The organism is Cupriavidus sp. FW305-46 (assembly GCF_058787075.1).
In genome coordinates this window covers 1-20,089 of record NZ_JBYSZI010000072.1, presented here as the reverse complement: position 1 = coordinate 20,089, position 20,089 = coordinate 1, and the positions used below count along the sequence as shown (strand labels likewise).

Below are 20,089 nucleotides of genomic sequence, written 5' to 3'. Positions count from 1 at the left end.
CCCGCATGCCCGAACGCCTGCCCCTGCCCTACTGGAAGTCCCTGTGGAAACTCTGGCTCGCCGCCGTCGTGCTGACGGGGCTGTCGCTGGCCGGCTGCCAGACCGCGCCGCCAGCCACCGGGCTGTCTCCGGCACAGGTCGCGATGCTGAAGCAGGAAGGCTTCGCCCTGACCGATGAAGGCTGGGAACTCGGCTTGTCAGACAAGCTGCTGTTCGGATTCAATGAGGACCTGATCGACGCTGAGCGCGCCGCCAATGTGCAGCGCCTCGGGCGGGCGCTGAAGGGCGCGGGCATCGAGCGCCTGCGCGTGGATGGCCACACCGACGACGCGGGCTCGGCCGAATACAACCAGTCGCTGTCAGTGCGGCGCGCCGAAGCCGTGGCAAGGCTGCTGGCGGGCACCGGCTTTGCGCCGGAAAACATTGAAGTTCGCGGACGGGGCAAGAGCCACCCGGTGGCCGACAACCGCACCGCCGCCGGACGCAGCGAGAACCGGCGCGTCGCCATCGTCGTATCGGTCGAGTAGGACGACGGCAGGCGCGTCAGTCACCGAACGGATTGGGCGCGCGGTTCTCCGGCGCGTCGCTCAGGTCGAACTCGTCGCGCACCTTGTCGACCACCGCGCGGATGCTGGCCTCGTAGCCGGACGCATTGCCGAAGCCCGTCATGTTCCAGTTGCGCCCGCGCGCATCGCGCGCGTGCGGCACAGGCGCCGGCACCCGGACCTTGGCGCCGTCCTCGCCGATTTCATAGATTTGCTGGATGCGCCGGCTCACCTCGTCCTGCAGGGCACGCCGGCCACGCTCACGCTTGGCCATGGCTGACTCCTCGATCAATCCCGAGGCATCCTAGCACGCACGCAAATCTGCTCAAAGCGCAGCCTTGGCAGCCTGGTACGCAGCGTAAAGCCGGCCAAAGACCGGCCCCGGCACCCCCTTGCCAATGGCGCGGCCATCGATGGTCACCACCGGCAGCAGCTCCTTGCTGGCAGACGACAGCAGCACCTCATCGGCGGCGAACACCTCTTCCTTCGCGATGCGGCGCGCCTCCAGCGCAATCCCCATCGCGGCACAGACCTCTTCCATGAACCCGTAGCGGATGCCTTCCAGGATCAGGTTGTCCTTGGGCGGCGCCATCACGCGGCCGTCGCGCACCACCCACACATTGGACGCCGACGCCTCGGTCAGCCAGCCATCCCGGAACTGGATCGCCTCGATCGCGCCGTGCTCCACCGCATGCTGCGCCGCCAGCACGTTGCCCAGCAGCGACGTCGACTTGATCTGGCAGTTCAGCCAGCGCCGGTCCTCCATCGTCACGCACGCCACGCCCTGCTCAAGCATCTGCGCCGACGGCAACGCCATCGGGTTGGTCATGATCAGCACCGTCGGCACGACCTCCTTCGGAAACGCATGCGTGCGCTTGGCGACGCCGCGCGACACCTGGATGTAGACCAGCTGGTCCGACAGGCCGTTGGCCTCGACCACCTCGCCGACCAGCTCCAGCCACTGCCCGGCGCTGTACGGATCGGGAATCCCGATGCCCTCCAGGCTGCGGTGCAGGCGGGCCAGATGCTGCTCTGCGCGGAATGGCTTGCCGTTGTAGTAAGGGATGACTTCGTAGATGCCATCGCCAAAGATGAAGCCGCGGTCGAGGACGGGGATGCGGGCTTCGGAGAGAGGGGTCAGGGTGCCGTTGAGGTGGACGATGGGGTCGGACATGGGGGCAAGTGCTAGAGATTCGAAAAAGACGCCTGATTCTTTCACGGGCAGGCACGCAGGTTCATGCAATTTGCGCATGAGGTTGGCTACCCGTGCCAAGCCGGCGCCGGCGCCGGCGCGCACACTCAGGCTGGCGGCAGCGCTTTCGACAACAGCACAGTGGTAAAGCCACTGTCCCAGCTCTCGTCGGGATAGAAATCGATCTCGGCATAGCCATGGCGCCGGTAGAACGCGCGGCTTTGCACGTTGAACGTGTCCGTCTCCAGCCTCGCCTCGCGATGCCCGGCGCGGGCAATCGCGCCTTCGGCATGGGCCAGCAGCGCCCCGCCCAGCCCCATGCGTTGCCATGCCCGCCCGACATGCAGGGCCCAGATAAAGTTGTTCTCCCAATCCACCATCGCGGCGGGCACGCCATCCACGCAGGCTACGCGGAATGCTTGCAGGCGCGCTTCGACGTAGCTTCGGGTCTTGCCTTGCCGTTCGAAGGCAGCTGCCGCGGCGGCTGTCAGTTGCGGCTTCCAGGTGCCGAGGTAGGTGTCGGTCAGGATGGCTTCCACCGCTTGCGCGTCTGCGGGCAAGGCGGGGCGGATTTCGAGTTCGAAGGTGAGTTTGGTCATGGCCGGGAGGATACCGGGCACCGGGTACATGGCGGAAGCCCTCTCATGGCCAGAACAACTGGATCGACGCGCTCATCCAATCCCGCGCGCCGAGAGGGAAGCCATGCCTTCGCCGCGATGGCTGGCATAGCATGTCGCCTTGCGGCAACACCTCTATTTAGAGGGATGCGCGATACAAGGTCCTATACGACCATCGCTCACGGGCGATCCCGCGACTCGCCCACTACTACTTCAGCCCTCGCCTACCCTGGCCGAGGGCTTTTCTTTGAGCCCTTCAGGCATTACGAAGCCACCAGGGACTGGAAACAAAAAAGCCGCCCAGACGGGCGGCTTTGCTTTGCATAGTGTTCTGGCGGAGAGAGGGGGATTCGAACCCCCGATAGGCTGTTAACCTATACACGCTTTCCAGGCGTGCGACTTAAACCACTCATCCATCTCTCCGGGAAGTCCGAGATTATAGCAGAGTTGCCTGGCGAATCCAGTGCTTCGTCGCCGTATCCCGCCTTACTTGACAAGCCCATCCGCCCTACCCCTTGCGCAGGTAGCTAACCAACCGGTCGATCACCGGTGCATTGCGTGGTGTCAGCAGGCTGACGATGATGGCCACGGCGAAGCCCGCCGGCACGCCGAAAGCGCCGGAGGCGATCGGGTCGACGCCGAACCAGCGGTTGCCGAAGATGCCGGTCATGCGGGTGAAGAACGGATAGTTGACGATGATGTAGTAGACCGCCACGCCCAGCCCGGCGGCCATGCCGGCGACTGCGCCGGCGGCGGTGGTGCGGCGCCAGAAGATGCCGAGGACCAGCACCGGGAAGAAGCTGGAGGCGGCCAGTGAGAACGCGGCGCCGACCAGGAACAGGATATTGCCGGGGCGCAGCGATGTGACGTAGGAGGCAAAAAGCGCCACGCCCAGCAACACGATCTTGGCGGTGGTGACGCGGCGCTGGTGGCTCGCCTGGCGGTCGACCATGTGATAGAAGACGTCGTGCGAGAGCGCATTGGCGATGGTCAGCAGCAGGCCGTCGGCGGTGGACAGCGCAGCGGCCAGGGCGCCGGCGGCGATCAGGCCGGAGATCACGTATGGCAGGCCGGCGATTTCCGGCGCGGCCAGCACGATCATGTCGGGCTGCAGCAGGATCTCGGCCCATTGCACGATGCCGTCGCCGTTGACATCGCGGATGCCGAACACGGGTGGATCGACCTTGCGCCATTGCACCACCCACTGCGGCAATTCGGCGTAGGGGGTTCCCACCAGGTGCTGGAAGAACTCGTATTTGACCAGCGCAGCCAGCGTGGGCGCGGACACGTACAGCAACGCGATGAAGAACACGGCCCAGGCCACGGAGTTGCGCGTTTCCTTGACCGACGGGGTAGTGTAGAGCCGCGTCAGGATGTGCGGCAGGCTGGCGGTGCCGACCATCAGGCAGAACACCAGCAATACAAAATTCAGCCGCTTGGTCTTGCGCTCCTGCTCCGATGCCGCGGGATAGGGCTCGGTCGATGACAGCGAATGGCGGCTGCGGGCCAGTGCGTCTGCCCGCTGCTGGTTCCACTGCTGCTGTGCCGCAGCAGGGTCGCGCGGGAATTCCAGCCGTTCGCGCTCCAGCGACTTGATGTCGCGCAGCGGCGCATTACGCGTGCGCAGGTCCTGCAGCCGCGCGTCGAGCGCGTCGCGCTCCTGAGCAAAGGAATCGGGCAACCGGGCGATGCGCTCCTGCAGCAGGATGGCCTGCTGCCGGTAGTACTCGCGCACGGCCTGCTCGGCCGGCTCGCGCTCCAGTTGCTGCTCGCGCGCGTCCAGTTGCGACAGCAGCGTGCCGTAGCTGAGCTGCGGCAGCGCTTCGTGGTGATGCTTCCACGCGATCATCGATACCGTGACCAGGAAGGCGACGATCATCATGATGTACTGCGCCACCTGCGTCCACGTGACCGCGCGCATGCCGCCCAGGAACGAGCACACCAGGATGCCGGCCAGCCCGAAGAAGATGCCGACGGCAAACTCCACGCCGATAAAGCGCGTCACCACCAGCCCCACGCCCTGGATCTGCGCCACCAGGTAGACGAAGGAGCAGAGCGAAGCCGCCAGCACCGCGATCGCGCGCACTGGCAGGTTGCCGCCGGGCTTGCCGTTGCCGTAGCGCGCCGCGAGGAAATCGGGAATGGTGTAGCCGCCGTACTTGCGCAGGTACGGCGCCAGCAGGAAGGCCACCAGGCAGTAGCCGCCAGTCCAGCCCATCACATAGGCCAGCCCTTCGTAGCCCGAGGAAAACAGGATGCCGGCCAGGCCGATGAAGGACGCCGCGCTCATCCAGTCGGCGGCAATCGCCATGCCGTTGAACAGCGCCGGCACGCGCCGCGAGGCAACGTAGTACTCGTTCAGGTCAGAGGTGCGGCAGATCAGCCCGATGCAGGCATAGATCGCGATGGTGATGAAGAGGAAGACGTAGCCGAGCCACAGCGCATCGGCGTTGGACTTTTCCAGCAGCCCCATCATGCCGACGAAGCCGAACAACCCTAGCGTGAACAGGCCGTAGTACAGCAGCAACCGTCGGCGAAAGCGCGACTGGGCTTCAGGCATGGGGGACGGTCCGTGGTCGGTGGGGGGCTATCGTAACAAACCCGCCGGCGCGCGGGAACGCGGCGGCGGGTTCAAGGGCTCGATCGGGCCGAAGCTAGACGATCACTGTGCCTGCTTGAGCTGCTCCAGGATGGCCGGATTCTCCAGCGTCGAGGTGTCCTGCGTGATTTCCTCTCCCTTGGCCAGCGACCGCAGCAGGCGCCGCATGATCTTGCCCGAGCGCGTCTTGGGCAGGTTGTCGCCAAAGCGGATGTCCTTGGGCTTGGCGATCGGGCCGATCTCCTTGCCGACCCAGTTGCGCAGTTCCGTCGCGATCTTGACGGCCTCTTCGCCAGTCGGACGCGAACGCTTGAGCACGACGAAGGCGCAGATGGCCTCGCCGGTCATGTCGTCGGGGCGGCCCACCACGGCGGCTTCGGCCACCAGCGGGTTGGCCACCAGCGCTGACTCGATCTCCATCGTGCCCATGCGGTGGCCCGACACGTTCAGCACGTCGTCGATGCGGCCCATGATGGTGAAGTAGCCGGTGTCCTTGTCGCGGATCGAGCCGTCGCCGGCCAGGTAGAGCTTGCCGCCGAGCTCTTCGGGGAAGTAGCTCTTCCTGAAGCGCTCCGGATCGCCCCAGATGGTGCGGATCATGGCCGGCCACGGACGCTTGACCACCAGGATGCCGCCGTTGCCGTTGGGCACGTCATGGCCGGTCTCGTCGACGATGGCGGCCATGATGCCCGGCAGCGGCAGCGTGCACGAACCCGGCACCAGCGGCGTCGCGCCCGGTAGCGGCGTGATCATGTGGCCGCCGGTTTCGGTCTGCCAGAAGGTGTCGACGATCGGGCAGCGCTCGTTGCCGATGTTCTTGTAGTACCACATCCAGGCTTCGGGGTTGATCGGCTCGCCCACGGTGCCGAGCAGGCGCAAGCTGGACAGGTCGTACTGCTTCGGGTGGATCTTCTCGTCGGCCTCGGCGGCCTTGATCAGCGAGCGGATCGCGGTCGGCGCGGTGTAGAAGATGCTGACCTTGTGGCGCGCGATCATGTCCCAGAAGCGGCCGGCGTGGGGGTACGTGGGCACGCCCTCGAACACCACCTGGGTCGCGCCGGCGGCCAGCGGGCCATAGGCGATGTAGGTATGACCGGTGACCCAGCCGATGTCCGCGGTACACCAGAACAGGTCGTCGGGCTTGATATCGAAGGTCCACTTCATTGTCATCAGCGCCCACAGCAGGTAGCCGCCGGTGCTGTGCTGCACGCCCTTGGGCTTGCCGGTGGAGCCGGAGGTGTAGAGCACGAACAGCGGGTGCTCGGCGCTCACCGGCTCGGCTTCGCAGGTATCCGGCTGGCCGGCGCTGACATCTTCCATCCAGCGGTCGCGGCCTTCGGTCCAGGCAACCTTGCCGCCGGTGCGGCGGTAGACGATCACGTTCCTGACGGCCTCGCAGCCACCCAGCGCCAGCGCATCGTCGGCGATGGCCTTGAGCGGCAGCGCCTTGCCGCCGCGCATCTGCTCGTCGGCGGTGATCAGCGCCACCGCGCCCACGTCCACCAGCCGCTCCTGCAGCGACTTGGCCGAGAAGCCGCCGAACACCACCGAGTGCGTGGCGCCCAGGCGTGCGCAGGCCTGCATCGCGACCACGCCTTCGACCGACATCGGCATGTAGATCACCACGCGGTCGCCCTTCTTGATGCCGAGCGCCCTCAGGCCGTTGGCGAAGCGGCACACCTTGCCATGCAGCTCGCGGTAGGTGACGCGCGTCACGGTGCCGTCATCGGCCTCGAACACGATCGCGACCTTGTCCGCATTGCCGTTCTGCAGATTGCGGTCCAGGCAGTTGTAAGAGGCGTTGAGCTCGCCGTCTTCGAACCACTTGTAGAACGGTGCGTTGCTTTCGTCCAGCACCTTGGTGAAGGGCTTGGTCCAGTGCAGCAGCTCGCGCGCGTGGCGCGCCCAGAAGCCTTCATAGTCACGCTCGGCTTCGTCGCACAGCGCCTGGTAGGCCTCCATGCTGGGGATCGCGGCCTGGCTGGCGAAGCCTTCCGGCGGGTTGAACACGCGATGCTCTTGCATCACCGATTCGATGGCGGACATAAGTTTGTCTCCTGATTTTGGACTGGCTTTGGCTGCCACGTTACGCCCGACGGCTTACTTAAACCTGACGGTAAGACCTGACGGTGGGCCTGGGTGTGCCTGCAACTTGTTGCAATGCAGCGGGAAAAATCCACGCACGCGCAGCGAAAGTGCAGCCTTCTCCATTAGGCTAGCACAGCTATAATCCGCGAGTTCCATACTTGATCGCGGCGCTTACCCTTGCCGCTCCCGCCGGCTCAGCACCCGCCGCGCCAAGGCGCCGCGGCGCCCGCCGGACGACCAAGGCCGTACCCGTGCCCGCCAATCCTTCAGCATTCTCCCCGGTCTACGCCCTCTTCCTGGTTGCCTCGATGGCGCTGGTCGGCAGCAACGTGGGCCTCGGCAAATCGATCATCGCGCATGTGCCGGTGCTGCTGTTCGCGCTGCTGCGTTTTGTCATTGCCATCGTCTGCCTGGCACCCTGGTACCGGCCCGCGCGCATGCGCCGGGTCTCGCGCGGGGAATGGCTGAACCTGTTCCTGCAGGCGTTCTTCGGCACCTTCCTGTTTACCCTGCTGATGCTCAATGGCGTGCGGCTGACCAGCGCCATGGCGGCCGGCGTGATCACCAGCACCATCCCGGCCACGGTGGCGATCCTGTCGTGGCTGCTGCTGCGCGAGCGGCTGTCGCGGCGCACGGTGGCATCGGTGCTGCTGGCGATGACCGGCATCGCCGTGCTGAATATCGCCCGGGGCGACGCGCACGGTGCCGGCAGCGGCAGCCAAGCATGGCTGGGCAACCTGATGATCATGGGCGCGGTGGTGTGCGAATCGATCTACGTGATCCTGTCGCGGCGGCTCACGCAGACGCTGGCCGCGATCGAGATCTGTGCCTACACGCATTTGATTGGCGGGCTGCTGATGCTGCCGCTGGGGCTGGTGCCGCTGCTGGACTTCGATGCGTCGCCGGTGCCCACGCAGACCTGGCTGATGCTGCTGTGGTATGCGCTGTCGGCCAGCGTGTTCTCGTTCTGGCTGTGGATGAAGGGCATCCGCCATGTGCCGGCGCAGCTGGCGGGGGTGTTCACCTCGGTGCTGCCGGTGGCGGCTGCCACCTACGGCATCGCCTTCCTGGGCGAGCAGCCGGGCTGGCCGCATGGGGTGGCGCTGGCGTGCGTGCTGGCCGGGATCGTGCTGGCCAGCTGGCCGGGGCGGATCGCGCGCGGCGCGTGGCGCGGCAAGGCGGCCGGCGCCGATCCCGGCGCCGCGGCCTGAGCCACGCCGGCGACGAACGATTCGGTTACGGTCGGTAACAGCGCCCGGTCATCGGCGCTTGGTACAATCCACGCCGCCTTTCAACTCGCTGACACCGCCCCGCCCATGGCTTCCAATCCTATGACCAGGCCGCAGACCATGCGGCCGATCCCGAGCATCATCTTCGCGTCGCGCTGGCTGCAGTTGCCGCTTTACCTGGGCCTGATCGTGGCCCAGGGCGTCTATGTCTACCACTTCCTGGTCGAGGTCTGGCACCTGCTGGCGCATGTGACCGAGTTCGACGAGAACAAGATCATGCTGGTGGTGCTGGGCCTGATCGACGTGGTGATGATCTCCAACCTGCTGATCATGGTGATCGTGGGCGGCTATGAGACCTTTGTCTCGCGCCTGGGCATCGACAACCATCCGGACGAGCCGGAATGGCTGGACCACGTCAACGCCGGGGTGCTCAAGGTCAAGCTGTCGATGGCGCTGATCGGGATTTCGTCGATCCACCTGCTCAAGACCTTTATCGATGCCGAGCAACGGACCACGCACACCATCATGTGGCAGGTGGCCATCCATATTGCCTTCCTGCTGTCGGCGGTCGCCATGGCCTGGGTGGACCGGATGGTGTCGCACCCGGCCGGCGCACCTGCCAAGCACTAATCACATTCGTGCGCCATCGGACGCCTAGTCCCAGCCAGACCGCGGCCATGTGCCGCGGTTTTTGCTTTTGGGCCCGCCCCCACGCAGGCAGCGGCGTTTGCCGCACATTATCGGTTGTGGACGGATGTATGCAGCCAGGCAGAGCGCCCCGGCTCAGTGTATGATTTCAGGCTGTGTTTCACCGCTGCCCTCCCCACAAAATGACTGTCATCAAGCAAGAAGACCTCATCCAGAGCGTCGCCGACTCCCTGCAGTACATCAGCTACTACCACCCGATGGACTACATCACCAGCCTGGGCCGCGCCTATGAGCTGGAGCAGAGCCCGGCGGCCAAGGACGCGATCGCGCAGATCCTGACCAACAGCCGCATGTGTGCCGAGGGCAAGCGCCCGATCTGCCAGGACACCGGCATTGTCACGATCTTCGTCAAGGTGGGGATGGACGTGCGCTGGGATGGCGCCACCATGGGCCTGACCGACATGATCAACGAGGGTGTGCGCCGCGGCTACACGCATCCGGACAACGTGCTGCGCGCCTCGATCGTCAGCCCGCCCGAAGGCGGCCGCAAGAACACCAAGGACAACACCCCGGCCGTGATCCACTACGAAGTGGTGCCGGGCAACACCGTCGACATCCAGGTCGCGGCCAAGGGCGGCGGCTCGGAGAACAAGTCCAAGTTCGTGATGCTGAACCCGTCCGACTCGATCGTCGACTGGGTGCTGAAGACCGTGCCGACCATGGGCGCCGGCTGGTGCCCGCCGGGCATGCTGGGCATCGGCATCGGCGGCACCGCCGAGAAGGCCATGGTGATGGCCAAGGAATCGCTGATGGAGTCCATCGACATCCAGGACATCATCGCCCGCGGCCCCAAGGACTGGGTCGAGGAACTGCGCGTCGAGCTGTACGAGAAGGTCAACGCGCTGGGCATCGGCGCGCAGGGCCTGGGCGGCCTGGCCACCGTGCTGGACGTCAAGATCATGGCCTGCCCGACCCACGCCGCGTCCAAGCCGGTCGCGATGATCCCCAACTGCGCCGCCACCCGCCACGTGCACTTCACGCTGGACGGCAGCGGCCCGGCCAAGCTGGAAGCGCCTGACCTGTCGCAATGGCCGAAGGTAGAGTGGGCCCCGAACACCGAGACCTCCAAGCGCGTCGACCTGAACACGCTGACGCCGGAAGAAGTCGCCTCGTGGAAGCCGGGCCAGACCCTGCTGCTCAACGGCAAGATGCTGACTGGCCGCGACGCCGCGCACAAGCGTATCGCCGACATGCTGGCCAAGGGCGAGAAGCTGCCGGTGGACTTCAAAAACCGCGTGATCTACTACGTCGGCCCGGTCGATCCGGTGCGCGACGAGGCCGTCGGCCCGGCCGGCCCCACCACCGCCACGCGCATGGACAAGTTCACCGAGATGATGCTGGCCGAAACCGGCCTGATCTCGATGATCGGCAAGGCCGAGCGCGGCCCGGTGGCGATCGAGGCCATCAAGAAGCACAAGTCGGCCTACCTGATGGCCGTGGGCGGCGCCGCCTACCTGGTGGCCAAGGCGATCAAGGAAGCCAAGGTGGTCGGCTTCGAAGACCTCGGCATGGAAGCGATCTACGAGTTCGACGTCAAGGACATGCCGGTGACGGTCGCCGTGGACAGCGAAGGCACCTCGGTGCACAAGACCGGCCCCGCGGAATGGCAGGCCAAGATCGGCAAGATCCCGGTCGCCGCGCTGTAAGCCTGGCAGGACGGTAGAATCTGCCGTCGCGCTCGAAAAAGAAGCCGGGTTCCGACCCGGTTTTTTTCTACCTTGATTCTTGTCGTCCCCGCACCCCAGTGAACCCCGCACCCATCGGCGTCTTCGATTCCGGCCTTGGCGGCCTGTCCGTGCTGCGCGAGATCCGCGCGCTGCTGCCCCATGAATCGCTGCTGTACCTGGCGGATTCAAAATACGCGCCCTATGGCGAGAAGCCCGAGGCCTTTGTCGAGGCGCGCACGCTGCAGGCCTGCGAATGGCTGCTTGGCCAGGGTTGCAAGGCGCTCGTGATCGCCTGCAATACCGCCACCATGCATGCAGTGCAGACACTACGCGAGCGGCTGACGGTGCCGATCATCGGCGTCGAGCCCGGCCTCAAGCCCGCCGCCGCGGCCAGCCGCAGCAAGGTCGTGGGCGTGCTGGCCACCGCCAATACCCTCAAGAGCGCCAAGTTCGCGCGGCTGCTGACATCGCTGGAAGGCGAAAGCCGCTTCCTGTGCGAGGCGGGCCTGGGGCTGGTGTCGCTGATCGAGCAAGGCGAGACCGACGGCCCGGCCGTGCGCCAGCGCCTGGATGCCTACCTGACGCCCATGCTGGAGGCAGGCGCCGACACGCTGGTGCTGGGCTGCACCCATTACCCTTTTCTCTCCGGCACGATCCGGGCGATGGTTGGCGACCAGCTGGCACTGGTCGACACCGGCAGCGCCATTGCGCGCCAGCTGGCACGCAAGCTGGCCGAACACAAGCTGGCCGCCGCGCCCGATGCCACGCCGCACGACCGCTTTGCCTCGACCAAGGACGCCGCGCATCTGCGCGCGATGGCAGCCACGCTGTTGCAGGTGGAAGCGGATGCGGAAACCGTGGTGATCGAGCCGGCGCCGGCGCTCTGACCTCTGAGCGGCGCCTTCCCCTACTGCAGGAAGCCCAGTGGCCGGTGCTCCCGCACCTCGGGCTTGATCGCGTGTTCCTGGCGCAGCTGTGCCAGGAACTCGTCCGGCGTCAGCGCCTCGCCCAACAGCACGCACTGGCGCTTGACCGTGGCGAAGTCGCCCGGCGTCAGGCAATCCATCGCATCCAGTTCACGGCGCATGCTGTCGGTCAGGCCGGCGGCATCGCCGTCGAGCGCCTCGTCGACAAACATCGCCACGCGCTGCGTGGGCTTGAGCGCCAGGAAGCGGATCTTGAAAGAGAAGCGGCGCAGCGCGGCCTCATCGATGCGGTCGAACAGGTTGGTAGTGCAGATAAAGATGCCGTTAAAGCGCTCCATGCCCTGCAGCATCTCGTTGACCTCGGAGATCTCATAATTGCGCACCGCCTGCTGGCGGCTCTGCATGAAGCTGTCGGCCTCATCCAGCAGCAGCACCGCCCCATCCTCTTCGGCGCGCGCGAACATGGCGGCGATCTGCTGCTCGGTCTCGCCCACATATTTGCTCATCAGGTCGGAGGCGCGGCGGATCATCAGCGGCAGGTCCAGCTCGGCCGCGATATGCTCGGCCAGCGCGGTCTTGCCGGTGCCGGGCGGGCCGTAGAAGCACAGCGTGCCGCGCTGGCGCACGCGCAGCGCGTCGACGATCTTGACCACCTCGTAGCGGGTTTCAAGGTGCAGGTTCTCCAGCCGGTAGTGCGTGACCACCGAGCGCGCCTCGGCCTCGGGGCGCAGCCCCATGGCGCGGTCGGCGTGTTCCAGCTGGCGCAGGATCAGCGCTTCCACCGGCTCTTCCACGTCGGGCCGCGCCAGCTCGACAAAGCGCGCGGCCGACTGCACCTGCGCCGGCGTCAGCGTCTTGCGCCCGGCCAGCCCGGTGATAAAGGCGTCGCTGACGTCCAGCCCGCCCAGGTGCTTGCGGATGATGTTCTCGCGCACCAGCGGCGGCGGGATCTTCAGCTCCAGGTGGAACTGGAAACGGCGCAGGTAGGCCGGGTCGATCTGCCGGATCGAATTCGAGATCCAGATCACCGGCACCGGGTTCTGCTCGAGCGTCTGGTTGACCCAGGCCTTGCCGTTGACCGAGGCGCGCGTGTCTTCCTGGCCGAACAGGCTCATCAGCTCGCGCGCGCTGCCCGGGAAGACGTCTTCCACCTCATCGAACAGCAGCGCGGTATGGGCACGCCCGCGCAGGAAGGCCTGCGACACCTGCAGCGAGCGGTAGCGGTCCTTGCCCGACAGGCTGTTGCCGTCGCGGTCCAGGCAATCGACTTCATACAGCTCGCAGCCCGCCTCGCGCGCCAGCAGCCGCGCAAACTCGGTCTTGCCGGTGCCGGGCGGGCCATAGATCAGCACGTTGACGCCGCTCGCATGCTGGCGCGTGGCATTGCTCAGCAGCGCGCACAGGTAGCGCGCGTCGGTCTCGACATGGGGATAGTCGGCCGTGGTCAGCGTGGGCGGCGCGGCCGGGCGCGTGAACACCGCCATCATCTCGGCTTCGTTGGCGTAGTTGCCCAGCAGCACGTGCAGCAGCCGGTCCGAGAGCCGCATCAGGTCGCCCAGGTCGGTCACGCTGTTTTCCGGCAGCGGCTGCTCGATCAGGTTCAGCGTCTCCAGCCGCGAGCCCGGCCGCAGCGAGGCAGCCACGTCGGCGGCGCCGGCGCCGGTCAGGCCGGCCAGGATCTGGAACGCCTCCTGGCTGTGCGCCACCTTGCAGTCGACCATCACCGCGCGCAGGTCGCGCTTGTACTTGGCCAGCGCCGCGTACAGCAGCAGCTTGCGCTCGTGCTCGGGCAGGTCCAGCACATGGCTGAGCATGTCGATATTGCGCACCAGCAGCACGCGCTCGCCTTCCAGGCGCTGGGCGATGGCAGCGGCGGACGCGTCGAACACGGCGAACATGTCCTTGGCGTGGTGCTTGACGTACTCGTCCAGGTAATAGAACAGCGCGCTCTCATCGAAAGCGCTGTTCCACTGTCCGTGGCGGTCCAGGAATTCCTCAGGGGTCAGGCGGGCGGTGCCCTTCCAGGCGGGCATGTCGGCGCAGCGCGCGGCCAGGAAGCGCTGCACGCGCAGCACCACGCCGTACGGCCACACCATCTCCTGCGCGCTGACGGTCAGGACATCGTTGATATTGCTGCGCAGGTTGAAGCGCGGACCCAGTGCGCACACCACGCGCAGGGCAAACTGGGCGCACATCCAATCCAATGCTGAACTGGACGATGTGCCAGGCATGGAGCGCAGAATCGTCGATCGGTCATCTTCAGCAAAACGTGTGAAGTCCATGGACGGGTCCCCGAGCGCGCTGTGCGCGATGGCGGGGCCGCGACCGGACACCGCCACGTCTGCAGTTTCTTCCTATGCTAGCGCGCTTTGGTACCAACCGCGCATGCCTGTGCGCAACGGGCGCCGCCGATTGTGGCCTGGGGCACCGAAGCACGGCAAAGTGCCAGAGCGCGCCAGCGCGCGTGCACCGCTGCATCACCTCCCGAAATGCTGCCTGGACTTGCCGGTATAACGTGCCGGGCCAGAAAATTCCAGTTGCGACGCACAAATCACAACAAATAAGAATCATTATCGTTTATACTAGCCCGCTGACACGCTGCCCCAGAGTGGCGCTCCCACGGCAACCCAGTTGAAGGAGCGTTTATCATGGAATTGCTGCTTAGCCTGCTGGTCGGTTGCGGCATCTCGCTGATCCTGTTTTATCGCAAGTGACGGCGCACAGCGCCGCCGCGGTGCCACCGCTGGCAGACTTTTGTTGTTGACACATGTTCGACCAACGCTTCTTCAAGATTACGCTCGCCGTACTGCTGTTCCACGTCGGCCTGCTCTACCTGATCCAAAGCGGCCTGGGCCGCAAGCTGACCGAGGCGGTGATCTCGCCGGAAATCGTCGCGCGCATCATCCCGCTGGAGCCTCCCAAGCAGGAAGCCCCGCCGGAGCCGCCCAAACCCAAGCCTAAACAGGAAACCCCGCCCAAGCAGGTGAAGGTGACCACGCCCAAGCCGACCCCGCCGCAGCCCAAGCCAACCCCGCAGCCGGTAGCCAGCCTGCCGCCGACACCGAACGCGCCCGAGGCTCCTCCCGCGCCGCCGGCACCCCCGGCACCGGCACCTGAGCCCGCCCCTGCACCGGTATCCGCCGCGCCGCGTGCAGTCGGCATCGGCGAAATCCAGTGCACGGCGCCGCAACCGAAGTATCCTTCCCAGTCACGCCGCATGGGCGAGACCGGCAAGGCCGTGGTGCGCCTGACCACCGACGAAAGCGGCAAGGTCGTGAAGACTTCCGTCGTATCCTCGAGCGGTTCATCGCGCCTGGACCAGGCCGCGGTAGAGGCCGTGCAGGCCATGCGCTGCAAGCCTTACATGGACAACGGCCGCGCCGTCGCCGTCACGGCGCAGCAGCCGATCGGCTTCGAACTGAACTGACCGCCCCAGATTTCCGATCTCTGATCTGACCTAAACCAAGCGAACTCACCAGGAACCAACACATGCAGGACCTCGGACTCTCCCACCTCTGGACGCAAGGCGACTTCGTCATGCGTGCGACCGCGATCATTCTGCTGATCATGTCGCTCGCCTCATGGATCGTGATCCTTACCAAGGCGTGGGATCTGGTGCGCCTGAAGAAGATGGCGCATGGCGCGGAAAAGCGCTTCTGGCACTCGGACGATTTCGATCACGCGCTCGAAACCCTGGGCGCCGGCGATTCCAACCCGTTCCGCACGCTGGCCATCGCCGGCAAGGAAGCCGCCCAGCACCACCGCGCCAGCCAGCCGCAGCTGCACGACGTGATGGACATCTCCGACTGGCTGACCCGCTCGCTCAAGAGCTCCATCGACGAGTCGGTGGCGCACATGCAATCGGGCCTGGCGGTGCTGGCTTCGGTGGGCTCGACCGCACCGTTCGTGGGCCTGTTCGGCACCGTGTGGGGCATCTACCACGCGCTGATCGGCATCGGCGCCTCGGGCGTGCCGACCATCGACAAGGTTGCCGGCCCCGTGGGCGAGGCGCTGATCATGACCGCCTTCGGCCTGGCCGTGGCAATTCCCGCCGTGCTGGGCTATAACGCCCTCACCCGCGGCAACAAGTCGGTGATCTCGAAGCTCAACCGCTTTGCCCACGACCTGCACGCCTACTTCGTCACCGGTGCGCGCGTGCGCCCCACCGGCGCCCGCGCCGAGGACGGCACCGTGCGCCTGGCCGCGGCACAGCGCTAAACCGCAAGCAAGGAAGTCATCATGGCATTCGGTACTCTCGACGGCGACGACGACGAGGTGATGAGCGAGATCAACATGACGCCGCTGGTCGACGTCATGCTGGTGCTGCTGATCATCTTCATCATCACCATCCCCGTGATCAACCACGCGGTGAAGATCGACCTGCCGCGCGCCACCAACACCCCGAACGACCCGAAGCCGCAGAACATCAACGTCTCGATCGACGCTGCCGGCAAGGTCTTCTGGAACCAGGTGGAAGTGGACCAGGCCACGCTGGCAAGCAATATCGCGTTGGCCGCGCAGCAGCAGCCGCAGCCTGAGCTGCACCTGCGCGCGGACCGCGAGGTGCGCTACGAGCGCGTGGCCGAAGTCATGGCCGCCGCGCAGCACGGCGGCCTGGGCAAGATCGGCTTTATCACCGAACCCAAGCAGTAAGCGCGCGCCGCCAGGCGCTCCGGAACGACAAAGGGCACCTCAGGTGCCCTTTGTCGTTGATGCCGCCGAGTCATTGCGCCAGCCTGTGCTGCGCCGCCTCTGGCGCCCCTTCCAACCGCACATGGTCGTTCCGCGAATCTTATCCAGAGGCTATTGTAATGATAACAATTCTCATTTAATATCTTTCCATCGACTGCGCCATAGCCGGCGCGCCCTTTTTGCAGAACGGAGCCAGAAGATGAGCACACTTTCCCTGCCGCTGTCGCAACCGCGTGAAGTCACCCGCCGCCGGCTGTCGCTGCGCCGCGTCGAGGTCGCCGCGCAACCGCGCCGCGAGGCCAGCGCGAAGGCGGCACCGTCGACCATCGCATCCGTGAAGTCCGCGGTGGCGGCCCTGCCCGCCCGGCTCGAGGCACTGGTGCGCGACAGCCTGTCGCCAGCGCCTGCCGGCGAGGCGGTGGCCCTGGACGCCATCATGCGTGGCGCCAGCACCCTGCCGATCCTGCACAACGGCGATGTCTACACGCTGCGCGTCACGCGCTACGGCAAGCTGATCCTGACGAAATGACGCGGCCCCGCGGCGATACCGCAAGGTTGAAGCCAGAGGGAAGCGACCGAGACCCGCGTTGGGCGCGGGTGCCACGTACGTGGCAGTAAAGACTTTTGTGGGGACCACCTCGGAACGAGGTGTTGGGCAGTAGCCAGGTACTGGTGCCGCGGGCGGGATTCAGACCCCACGCCGGGCCGACCGTACCCAGCCATGCCCTCTTTTATGCCGCCCCGCAGGCCATGCCTGCGGGGCCTTTTCATGCGCCGGCACAATGGCCGGCGCAAGGGCTTTACAGGCCCAGCGCAGCGATACCGGCACGCGCGATCTGCGCGTCTTCGGTCGACTTCACGCCCGACACGCCCACGGCACCGACCACCTGATCGTTGCAGACGATGGGCACGCCGCCCTCCAGCATGCCTTGCAGCACCGGCGCCGTCATGAACGAGTAGCGACCGTTGTTGATCATGTCTTCGTAGACCTTCGACTCGCGACGGCCCAGCGCCGAGGTACGGGCCTTTTCGCCGGCAATATAGGCCGAGATCGGCGCGGCACCATCCAGGCGCTGCATCGCCAGCAGATGGCCGCCATCGTCCACCACGACAATGGACACGGCCCATTGATGATTTTTCGCCTCGGTTTCCGCTGCGGCCATGATCTTCTTCACGTCGTCTGCCGTCAGAACCGCTTTTTGCTGCATGCCACTCTCCTGGTCATTCATTTGGTTAAGGCCGAAGTATAGCGCCGCACCCCCGCCATCGTCATGACAGGCGCCCCATTGCGGTGCGCCGGAGCGCGGGGAAAAACAAGAATGGCCCGCGCTTGGGCGGGCCATTCAACATAGACGGACAACAGCGATTCAGGCGCCGTCCGAGAACGGATCCGGCTTGCCAATGAGCGCGCCATCGGTGTACGGATCGGGCTTGGCGAGGCGGGCACCGTCGGTGAACGGATCAACCTTGCCCATCTTGGCACCATCGGTGTACGGGTCCGTCTTGCCGACCCTGGCGCCGTCCAGGTACGGATCGACCTTGCCGACGGCGGCAAATGCGGAGGTGGAAAGCGCGCCCAGCGCGGCCAGCGCTGCGACGGCAGCAACGGCTTGTGTGATCTTCATGGATATTCCCCTTGCTATTGTTGGTCGAGGCACCGTGCAGCACGTTGCAGTGCCGTCATCACGATGTCACACCGATAGTTTAGGGGGAAACCCTTATAACGATAGAGGTGACGCTTTGAGCAGTCTGTTCAAATAATTTGACTACTCTGACCAAGGGGGCGAATTTCCTGGAACTGGCTTCAGCGCCTCATGTCGCAGTGCGGCAGGAAAAAGGAAAGGGCCCCGGAGGGCCCCTTCTCTTTCAAAAAGCTTGCGCAGGTCGAACGACGATCAGTCGTCGTGCCAACGGCCGTGGCCATGCCCATGCCGGTGGCCATGCCCACGATGGTATCCCGGCGGGCCATAGTAGCCGCGGTGGCCGCCGTAATAGCGCGGCGGGCCGTAGTAGCCAGGACCGTAATAGACCGGACGCGGCCGCACCACCACCGGCGGCGGACCGTAGTAGACCGGCGCAGGCGCCACCACGACAGGCGGCGGTGCATAGTAAGCCGGGGCTGGCGGATAATAGGCGGGCGCGCCAACCACTACGCCCGGCACGCCGATTGCCACGCCGACGCTCACATGGGCCATTGCTGCCCCGGAAGCAAGCCCGGCTGCGACACCGAATGCTGCGAGCCACCAACGTTTCATATCCGCCTCTCAATGTGAGATTTCTCTTAATCCGTATTGTAGAGGTTCGGAATTTTCCAGGTGCAACGGCAAGGTCGACATTGTTACCAGCCGTAACAGTGGCGTCACTTTTTCGCGCGCCCGGCGCCCGCCGCAGTAACGCGCTTGCATCCGGGATGCCGAGCCACCACAATACCGGGCTTGCCGTGCGGCCGTGGAGAAATTGGTAGACTCAGCAGACTTAAAATCTGCCGCCTTTCCAGGCTTACGGGTTCGAGTCCCGTCGGCCGCACCAGGGTGTACAGCCCCTTCCGCTCCCGTTTCAAAATAATAGAAGGGGCCATCGGCCCCTTCTTTTGATGCCTTCAGCTCCGCGCGCGTCAGGCCATCGCGTAGCACATCAGCGCACCCACCCCCATCAGGAACACGAACAGCACACCGGCCAGCGCCAGCGGCTTGCGTCCGGCGCGCACCAGGTCGCCGATGCGGGTGTGCAGGCCGATCGCCAGCATCGCGCAGGCCAGCAGCCAGTTGTCCAGTGCGATCAGCGGCGCCTTCCAGGCAGTGGGCACGGTGCCGGCCGAGTTGACCGCCATCACCGCGACAAACCCCACCGCGAACCACGGCACCGACTTCAGGATGCCATGCAAGCGGCTGCCGCCTGCGGTGCCTTGCTCGGCTTGCTCGCCGCCCTGCGGCCACAGCGCCATCACCAGCAGCAGCGGGCCCAATGCCAGCACGCGCACCATCTTGGCCACCACGGCAGCGTCGGCGGTCGGCTCGCTGATCATCTTGCCGGCGGCGATCACCTGGGCCACCTCGTGCAGCGTCGCGCCGGTAAAGATGCCGAACATGCGCTCGCTGACGGCCCAGTGCCAATGGCCTGTCGCCAGTTCGTACAGATAGGGATAAAGCAGCATGCCGACGGTGCCGAACAGCACCACGGTCGCCACCGCCACGGCGGTCTGCTTGTCGTCGGTGCGCACCACCGACGATACGGCAATGGCCGCGGCGGCACCGCAGATGGCGCTGCCGGAGCTGACCAGGATCGCTTCGCGGCGGCTCAGGCCGAAGAACGTGGTGCCCACCCAGGTGCCGAACAGCAGCGTGGCCACCAGCATGGTCAGCGGCACCACGATGCCCGGCAGCCCCAGCGCGACGATCGAGGCAAAGGTCAGGCGCAGCCCGTACAGTGCCACGCCCAGGCGCAGCAGGTGGTGGCGTGCGACCTGCATGCCGGGGGCCAGCGGCGCCAGCCAGTGGCGCGGCAGCGTATTGGCCGCGACCATGCCGGCGCACATGGCCAGCGTCAGCGCGCTGAGGCCATAGCGCGCCACGGCCGGATGCTCGGCCAGCGCAATCGCCAACCAGGCAATGCCGCCCAGCGGGACCAGTGTCAGCAGGCGCTGCGACCACGGCGGCGGCAAGGCCGGCGCGGCGGCCGGGGTGGTGCGGGGGGCGGAGACGGAGGACATGGCAGGCTCGGGTCGTGTTCTTTAGTGACTCAAGCGTACTGGCGCCCCGCTAACCCGTAAAACGGGTAATATCGGTATGCATTATTGATTATATCGATATGGACCACCGCCCCGATC

The 20,089-nt window shown here is 65.8% G+C and carries 19 protein-coding genes and 2 tRNA genes; 10 read left to right on the top strand and 11 right to left on the bottom strand.

Annotated elements, in window-relative coordinates:
- The first annotated feature begins 5 nt into the window (after positions 1-5).
- A complete protein-coding gene (gene yfiB / locus AC3WON_RS26925) occupies positions 6-527 on the top strand; it encodes an outer membrane lipoprotein YfiB (protein WP_492353097.1) in 522 nt (173 codons plus the stop codon).
- Positions 528-543: 16 nt separating this feature from the next.
- Here the strand turns inward: yfiB and AC3WON_RS26920 are convergent, their stop codons facing one another.
- From AC3WON_RS26920 to acs, 6 genes are all read right to left on the bottom strand, one after another.
- Complete coding sequence (locus AC3WON_RS26920; RefSeq protein ID WP_010814363.1) at positions 544-819, bottom strand: hypothetical protein; 276 nt, start codon at positions 817-819, stop codon at positions 544-546.
- A gap of 51 nt (positions 820-870) precedes the next feature.
- Positions 871-1,719, bottom strand: a complete 849-nt coding sequence (locus AC3WON_RS26915; protein WP_492353096.1) for a D-amino acid aminotransferase — start codon at positions 1,717-1,719, stop codon at positions 871-873.
- A 125-nt stretch (positions 1,720-1,844) separates the two neighbouring features.
- A complete protein-coding gene (locus tag AC3WON_RS26910) occupies positions 1,845-2,336 on the bottom strand; it encodes a GNAT family N-acetyltransferase (protein WP_492353095.1) in 492 nt (163 codons plus the stop codon).
- 350 nt (positions 2,337-2,686) lie between these two features.
- Positions 2,687-2,777: transfer RNA gene (locus AC3WON_RS26905), tRNA-Ser, on the bottom strand.
- 85 nt (positions 2,778-2,862) lie between these two features.
- Positions 2,863-4,914: a VC_2705 family sodium/solute symporter gene (locus AC3WON_RS26900; protein ID WP_492320558.1), complete on the bottom strand. Its 2,052-nt coding sequence runs from the start codon at positions 4,912-4,914 to the stop codon at positions 2,863-2,865.
- A 102-nt stretch (positions 4,915-5,016) separates the two neighbouring features.
- Positions 5,017-6,999, bottom strand: a complete 1,983-nt coding sequence (acs, locus tag AC3WON_RS26895; protein ID WP_492353094.1) for an acetate--CoA ligase — start codon at positions 6,997-6,999, stop codon at positions 5,017-5,019.
- 293 nt (positions 7,000-7,292) lie between these two features.
- Here acs and AC3WON_RS26890 point away from each other — a divergent pair, with 293 nt between their 5' ends.
- The 4 genes from AC3WON_RS26890 (at position 7,293) to murI (ending at position 11,532) form a co-directional block, all read left to right on the top strand.
- Positions 7,293-8,252, top strand: coding sequence for a DMT family transporter (locus AC3WON_RS26890; protein WP_492320556.1), 960 nt, complete (start codon positions 7,293-7,295; stop codon positions 8,250-8,252).
- A 105-nt stretch (positions 8,253-8,357) separates the two neighbouring features.
- Positions 8,358-8,900 carry a TIGR00645 family protein gene (locus AC3WON_RS26885; protein WP_340521633.1) on the top strand — a complete coding sequence of 181 codons (543 nt, stop codon included), beginning with the start codon at positions 8,358-8,360 and terminating at the stop codon, positions 8,898-8,900.
- A gap of 200 nt (positions 8,901-9,100) precedes the next feature.
- The gene (locus AC3WON_RS26880; protein ID WP_010814713.1) at positions 9,101-10,624 is read left to right on the top strand and encodes a fumarate hydratase; all 1,524 of its coding nucleotides are present in this window, start codon (positions 9,101-9,103) and stop codon (positions 10,622-10,624) included.
- A 98-nt stretch (positions 10,625-10,722) separates the two neighbouring features.
- Positions 10,723-11,532 carry a glutamate racemase gene (gene murI, locus AC3WON_RS26875; protein ID WP_340521636.1) on the top strand — a complete coding sequence of 270 codons (810 nt, stop codon included), beginning with the start codon at positions 10,723-10,725 and terminating at the stop codon, positions 11,530-11,532.
- Between the two features lie 20 nt (positions 11,533-11,552).
- Here the strand turns inward: murI and AC3WON_RS26870 are convergent, their stop codons facing one another.
- Positions 11,553-13,853 (bottom strand): AAA family ATPase, encoded by a 2,301-nt coding sequence (locus tag AC3WON_RS26870; RefSeq protein ID WP_492320555.1) that lies wholly within the window; start codon positions 13,851-13,853, stop codon positions 11,553-11,555.
- A gap of 485 nt (positions 13,854-14,338) precedes the next feature.
- Between AC3WON_RS26870 and AC3WON_RS26865 the strand changes: the two genes are divergently transcribed.
- The 4 genes from AC3WON_RS26865 (at position 14,339) to AC3WON_RS26850 (ending at position 16,792) form a co-directional block, all read left to right on the top strand.
- On the top strand, positions 14,339-14,998 hold the full coding sequence (locus AC3WON_RS26865) for an energy transducer TonB (protein WP_492320554.1): 660 nt from the start codon (positions 14,339-14,341) through the stop codon (positions 14,996-14,998).
- Positions 14,999-15,060: 62 nt separating this feature from the next.
- Complete coding sequence (locus AC3WON_RS26860) at positions 15,061-15,789, top strand: MotA/TolQ/ExbB proton channel family protein (protein WP_492320553.1); 729 nt, start codon at positions 15,061-15,063, stop codon at positions 15,787-15,789.
- A 21-nt stretch (positions 15,790-15,810) separates the two neighbouring features.
- The gene (locus AC3WON_RS26855; protein WP_010814707.1) at positions 15,811-16,224 is read left to right on the top strand and encodes an ExbD/TolR family protein; all 414 of its coding nucleotides are present in this window, start codon (positions 15,811-15,813) and stop codon (positions 16,222-16,224) included.
- Between the two features lie 238 nt (positions 16,225-16,462).
- On the top strand, positions 16,463-16,792 hold the full coding sequence (locus AC3WON_RS26850) for a hemin uptake protein HemP (protein WP_010814706.1): 330 nt from the start codon (positions 16,463-16,465) through the stop codon (positions 16,790-16,792).
- A 271-nt stretch (positions 16,793-17,063) separates the two neighbouring features.
- On the opposite strand, the gene AC3WON_RS26845 is transcribed toward AC3WON_RS26850, so the two are convergent.
- The 3 genes from AC3WON_RS26845 to AC3WON_RS26835 all read right to left on the bottom strand — a co-directional run bounded on the left by AC3WON_RS26845 (position 17,064) and on the right by AC3WON_RS26835 (position 18,518).
- Positions 17,064-17,471 (bottom strand): heme-binding protein, encoded by a 408-nt coding sequence (locus tag AC3WON_RS26845; protein WP_492353093.1) that lies wholly within the window; start codon positions 17,469-17,471, stop codon positions 17,064-17,066.
- 159 nt (positions 17,472-17,630) lie between these two features.
- Positions 17,631-17,888 (bottom strand): hypothetical protein, encoded by a 258-nt coding sequence (locus AC3WON_RS26840; RefSeq protein WP_492321725.1) that lies wholly within the window; start codon positions 17,886-17,888, stop codon positions 17,631-17,633.
- Positions 17,889-18,158: 270 nt separating this feature from the next.
- Entirely contained in the window at positions 18,159-18,518 is a 360-nt protein-coding gene (locus AC3WON_RS26835) for a hypothetical protein (RefSeq protein WP_492321724.1), read from the bottom strand.
- 187 nt (positions 18,519-18,705) lie between these two features.
- Between AC3WON_RS26835 and AC3WON_RS26830 the strand changes: the two genes are divergently transcribed.
- Positions 18,706-18,792 (top strand) — tRNA-Leu (locus AC3WON_RS26830).
- A gap of 85 nt (positions 18,793-18,877) precedes the next feature.
- Here AC3WON_RS26830 and AC3WON_RS26825 read toward each other — a convergent pair.
- Positions 18,878-19,972, bottom strand: a complete 1,095-nt coding sequence (locus AC3WON_RS26825; RefSeq protein WP_010814702.1) for a YeiH family protein — start codon at positions 19,970-19,972, stop codon at positions 18,878-18,880.
- Positions 19,973-20,089: the final 117 nt, after the last annotated feature.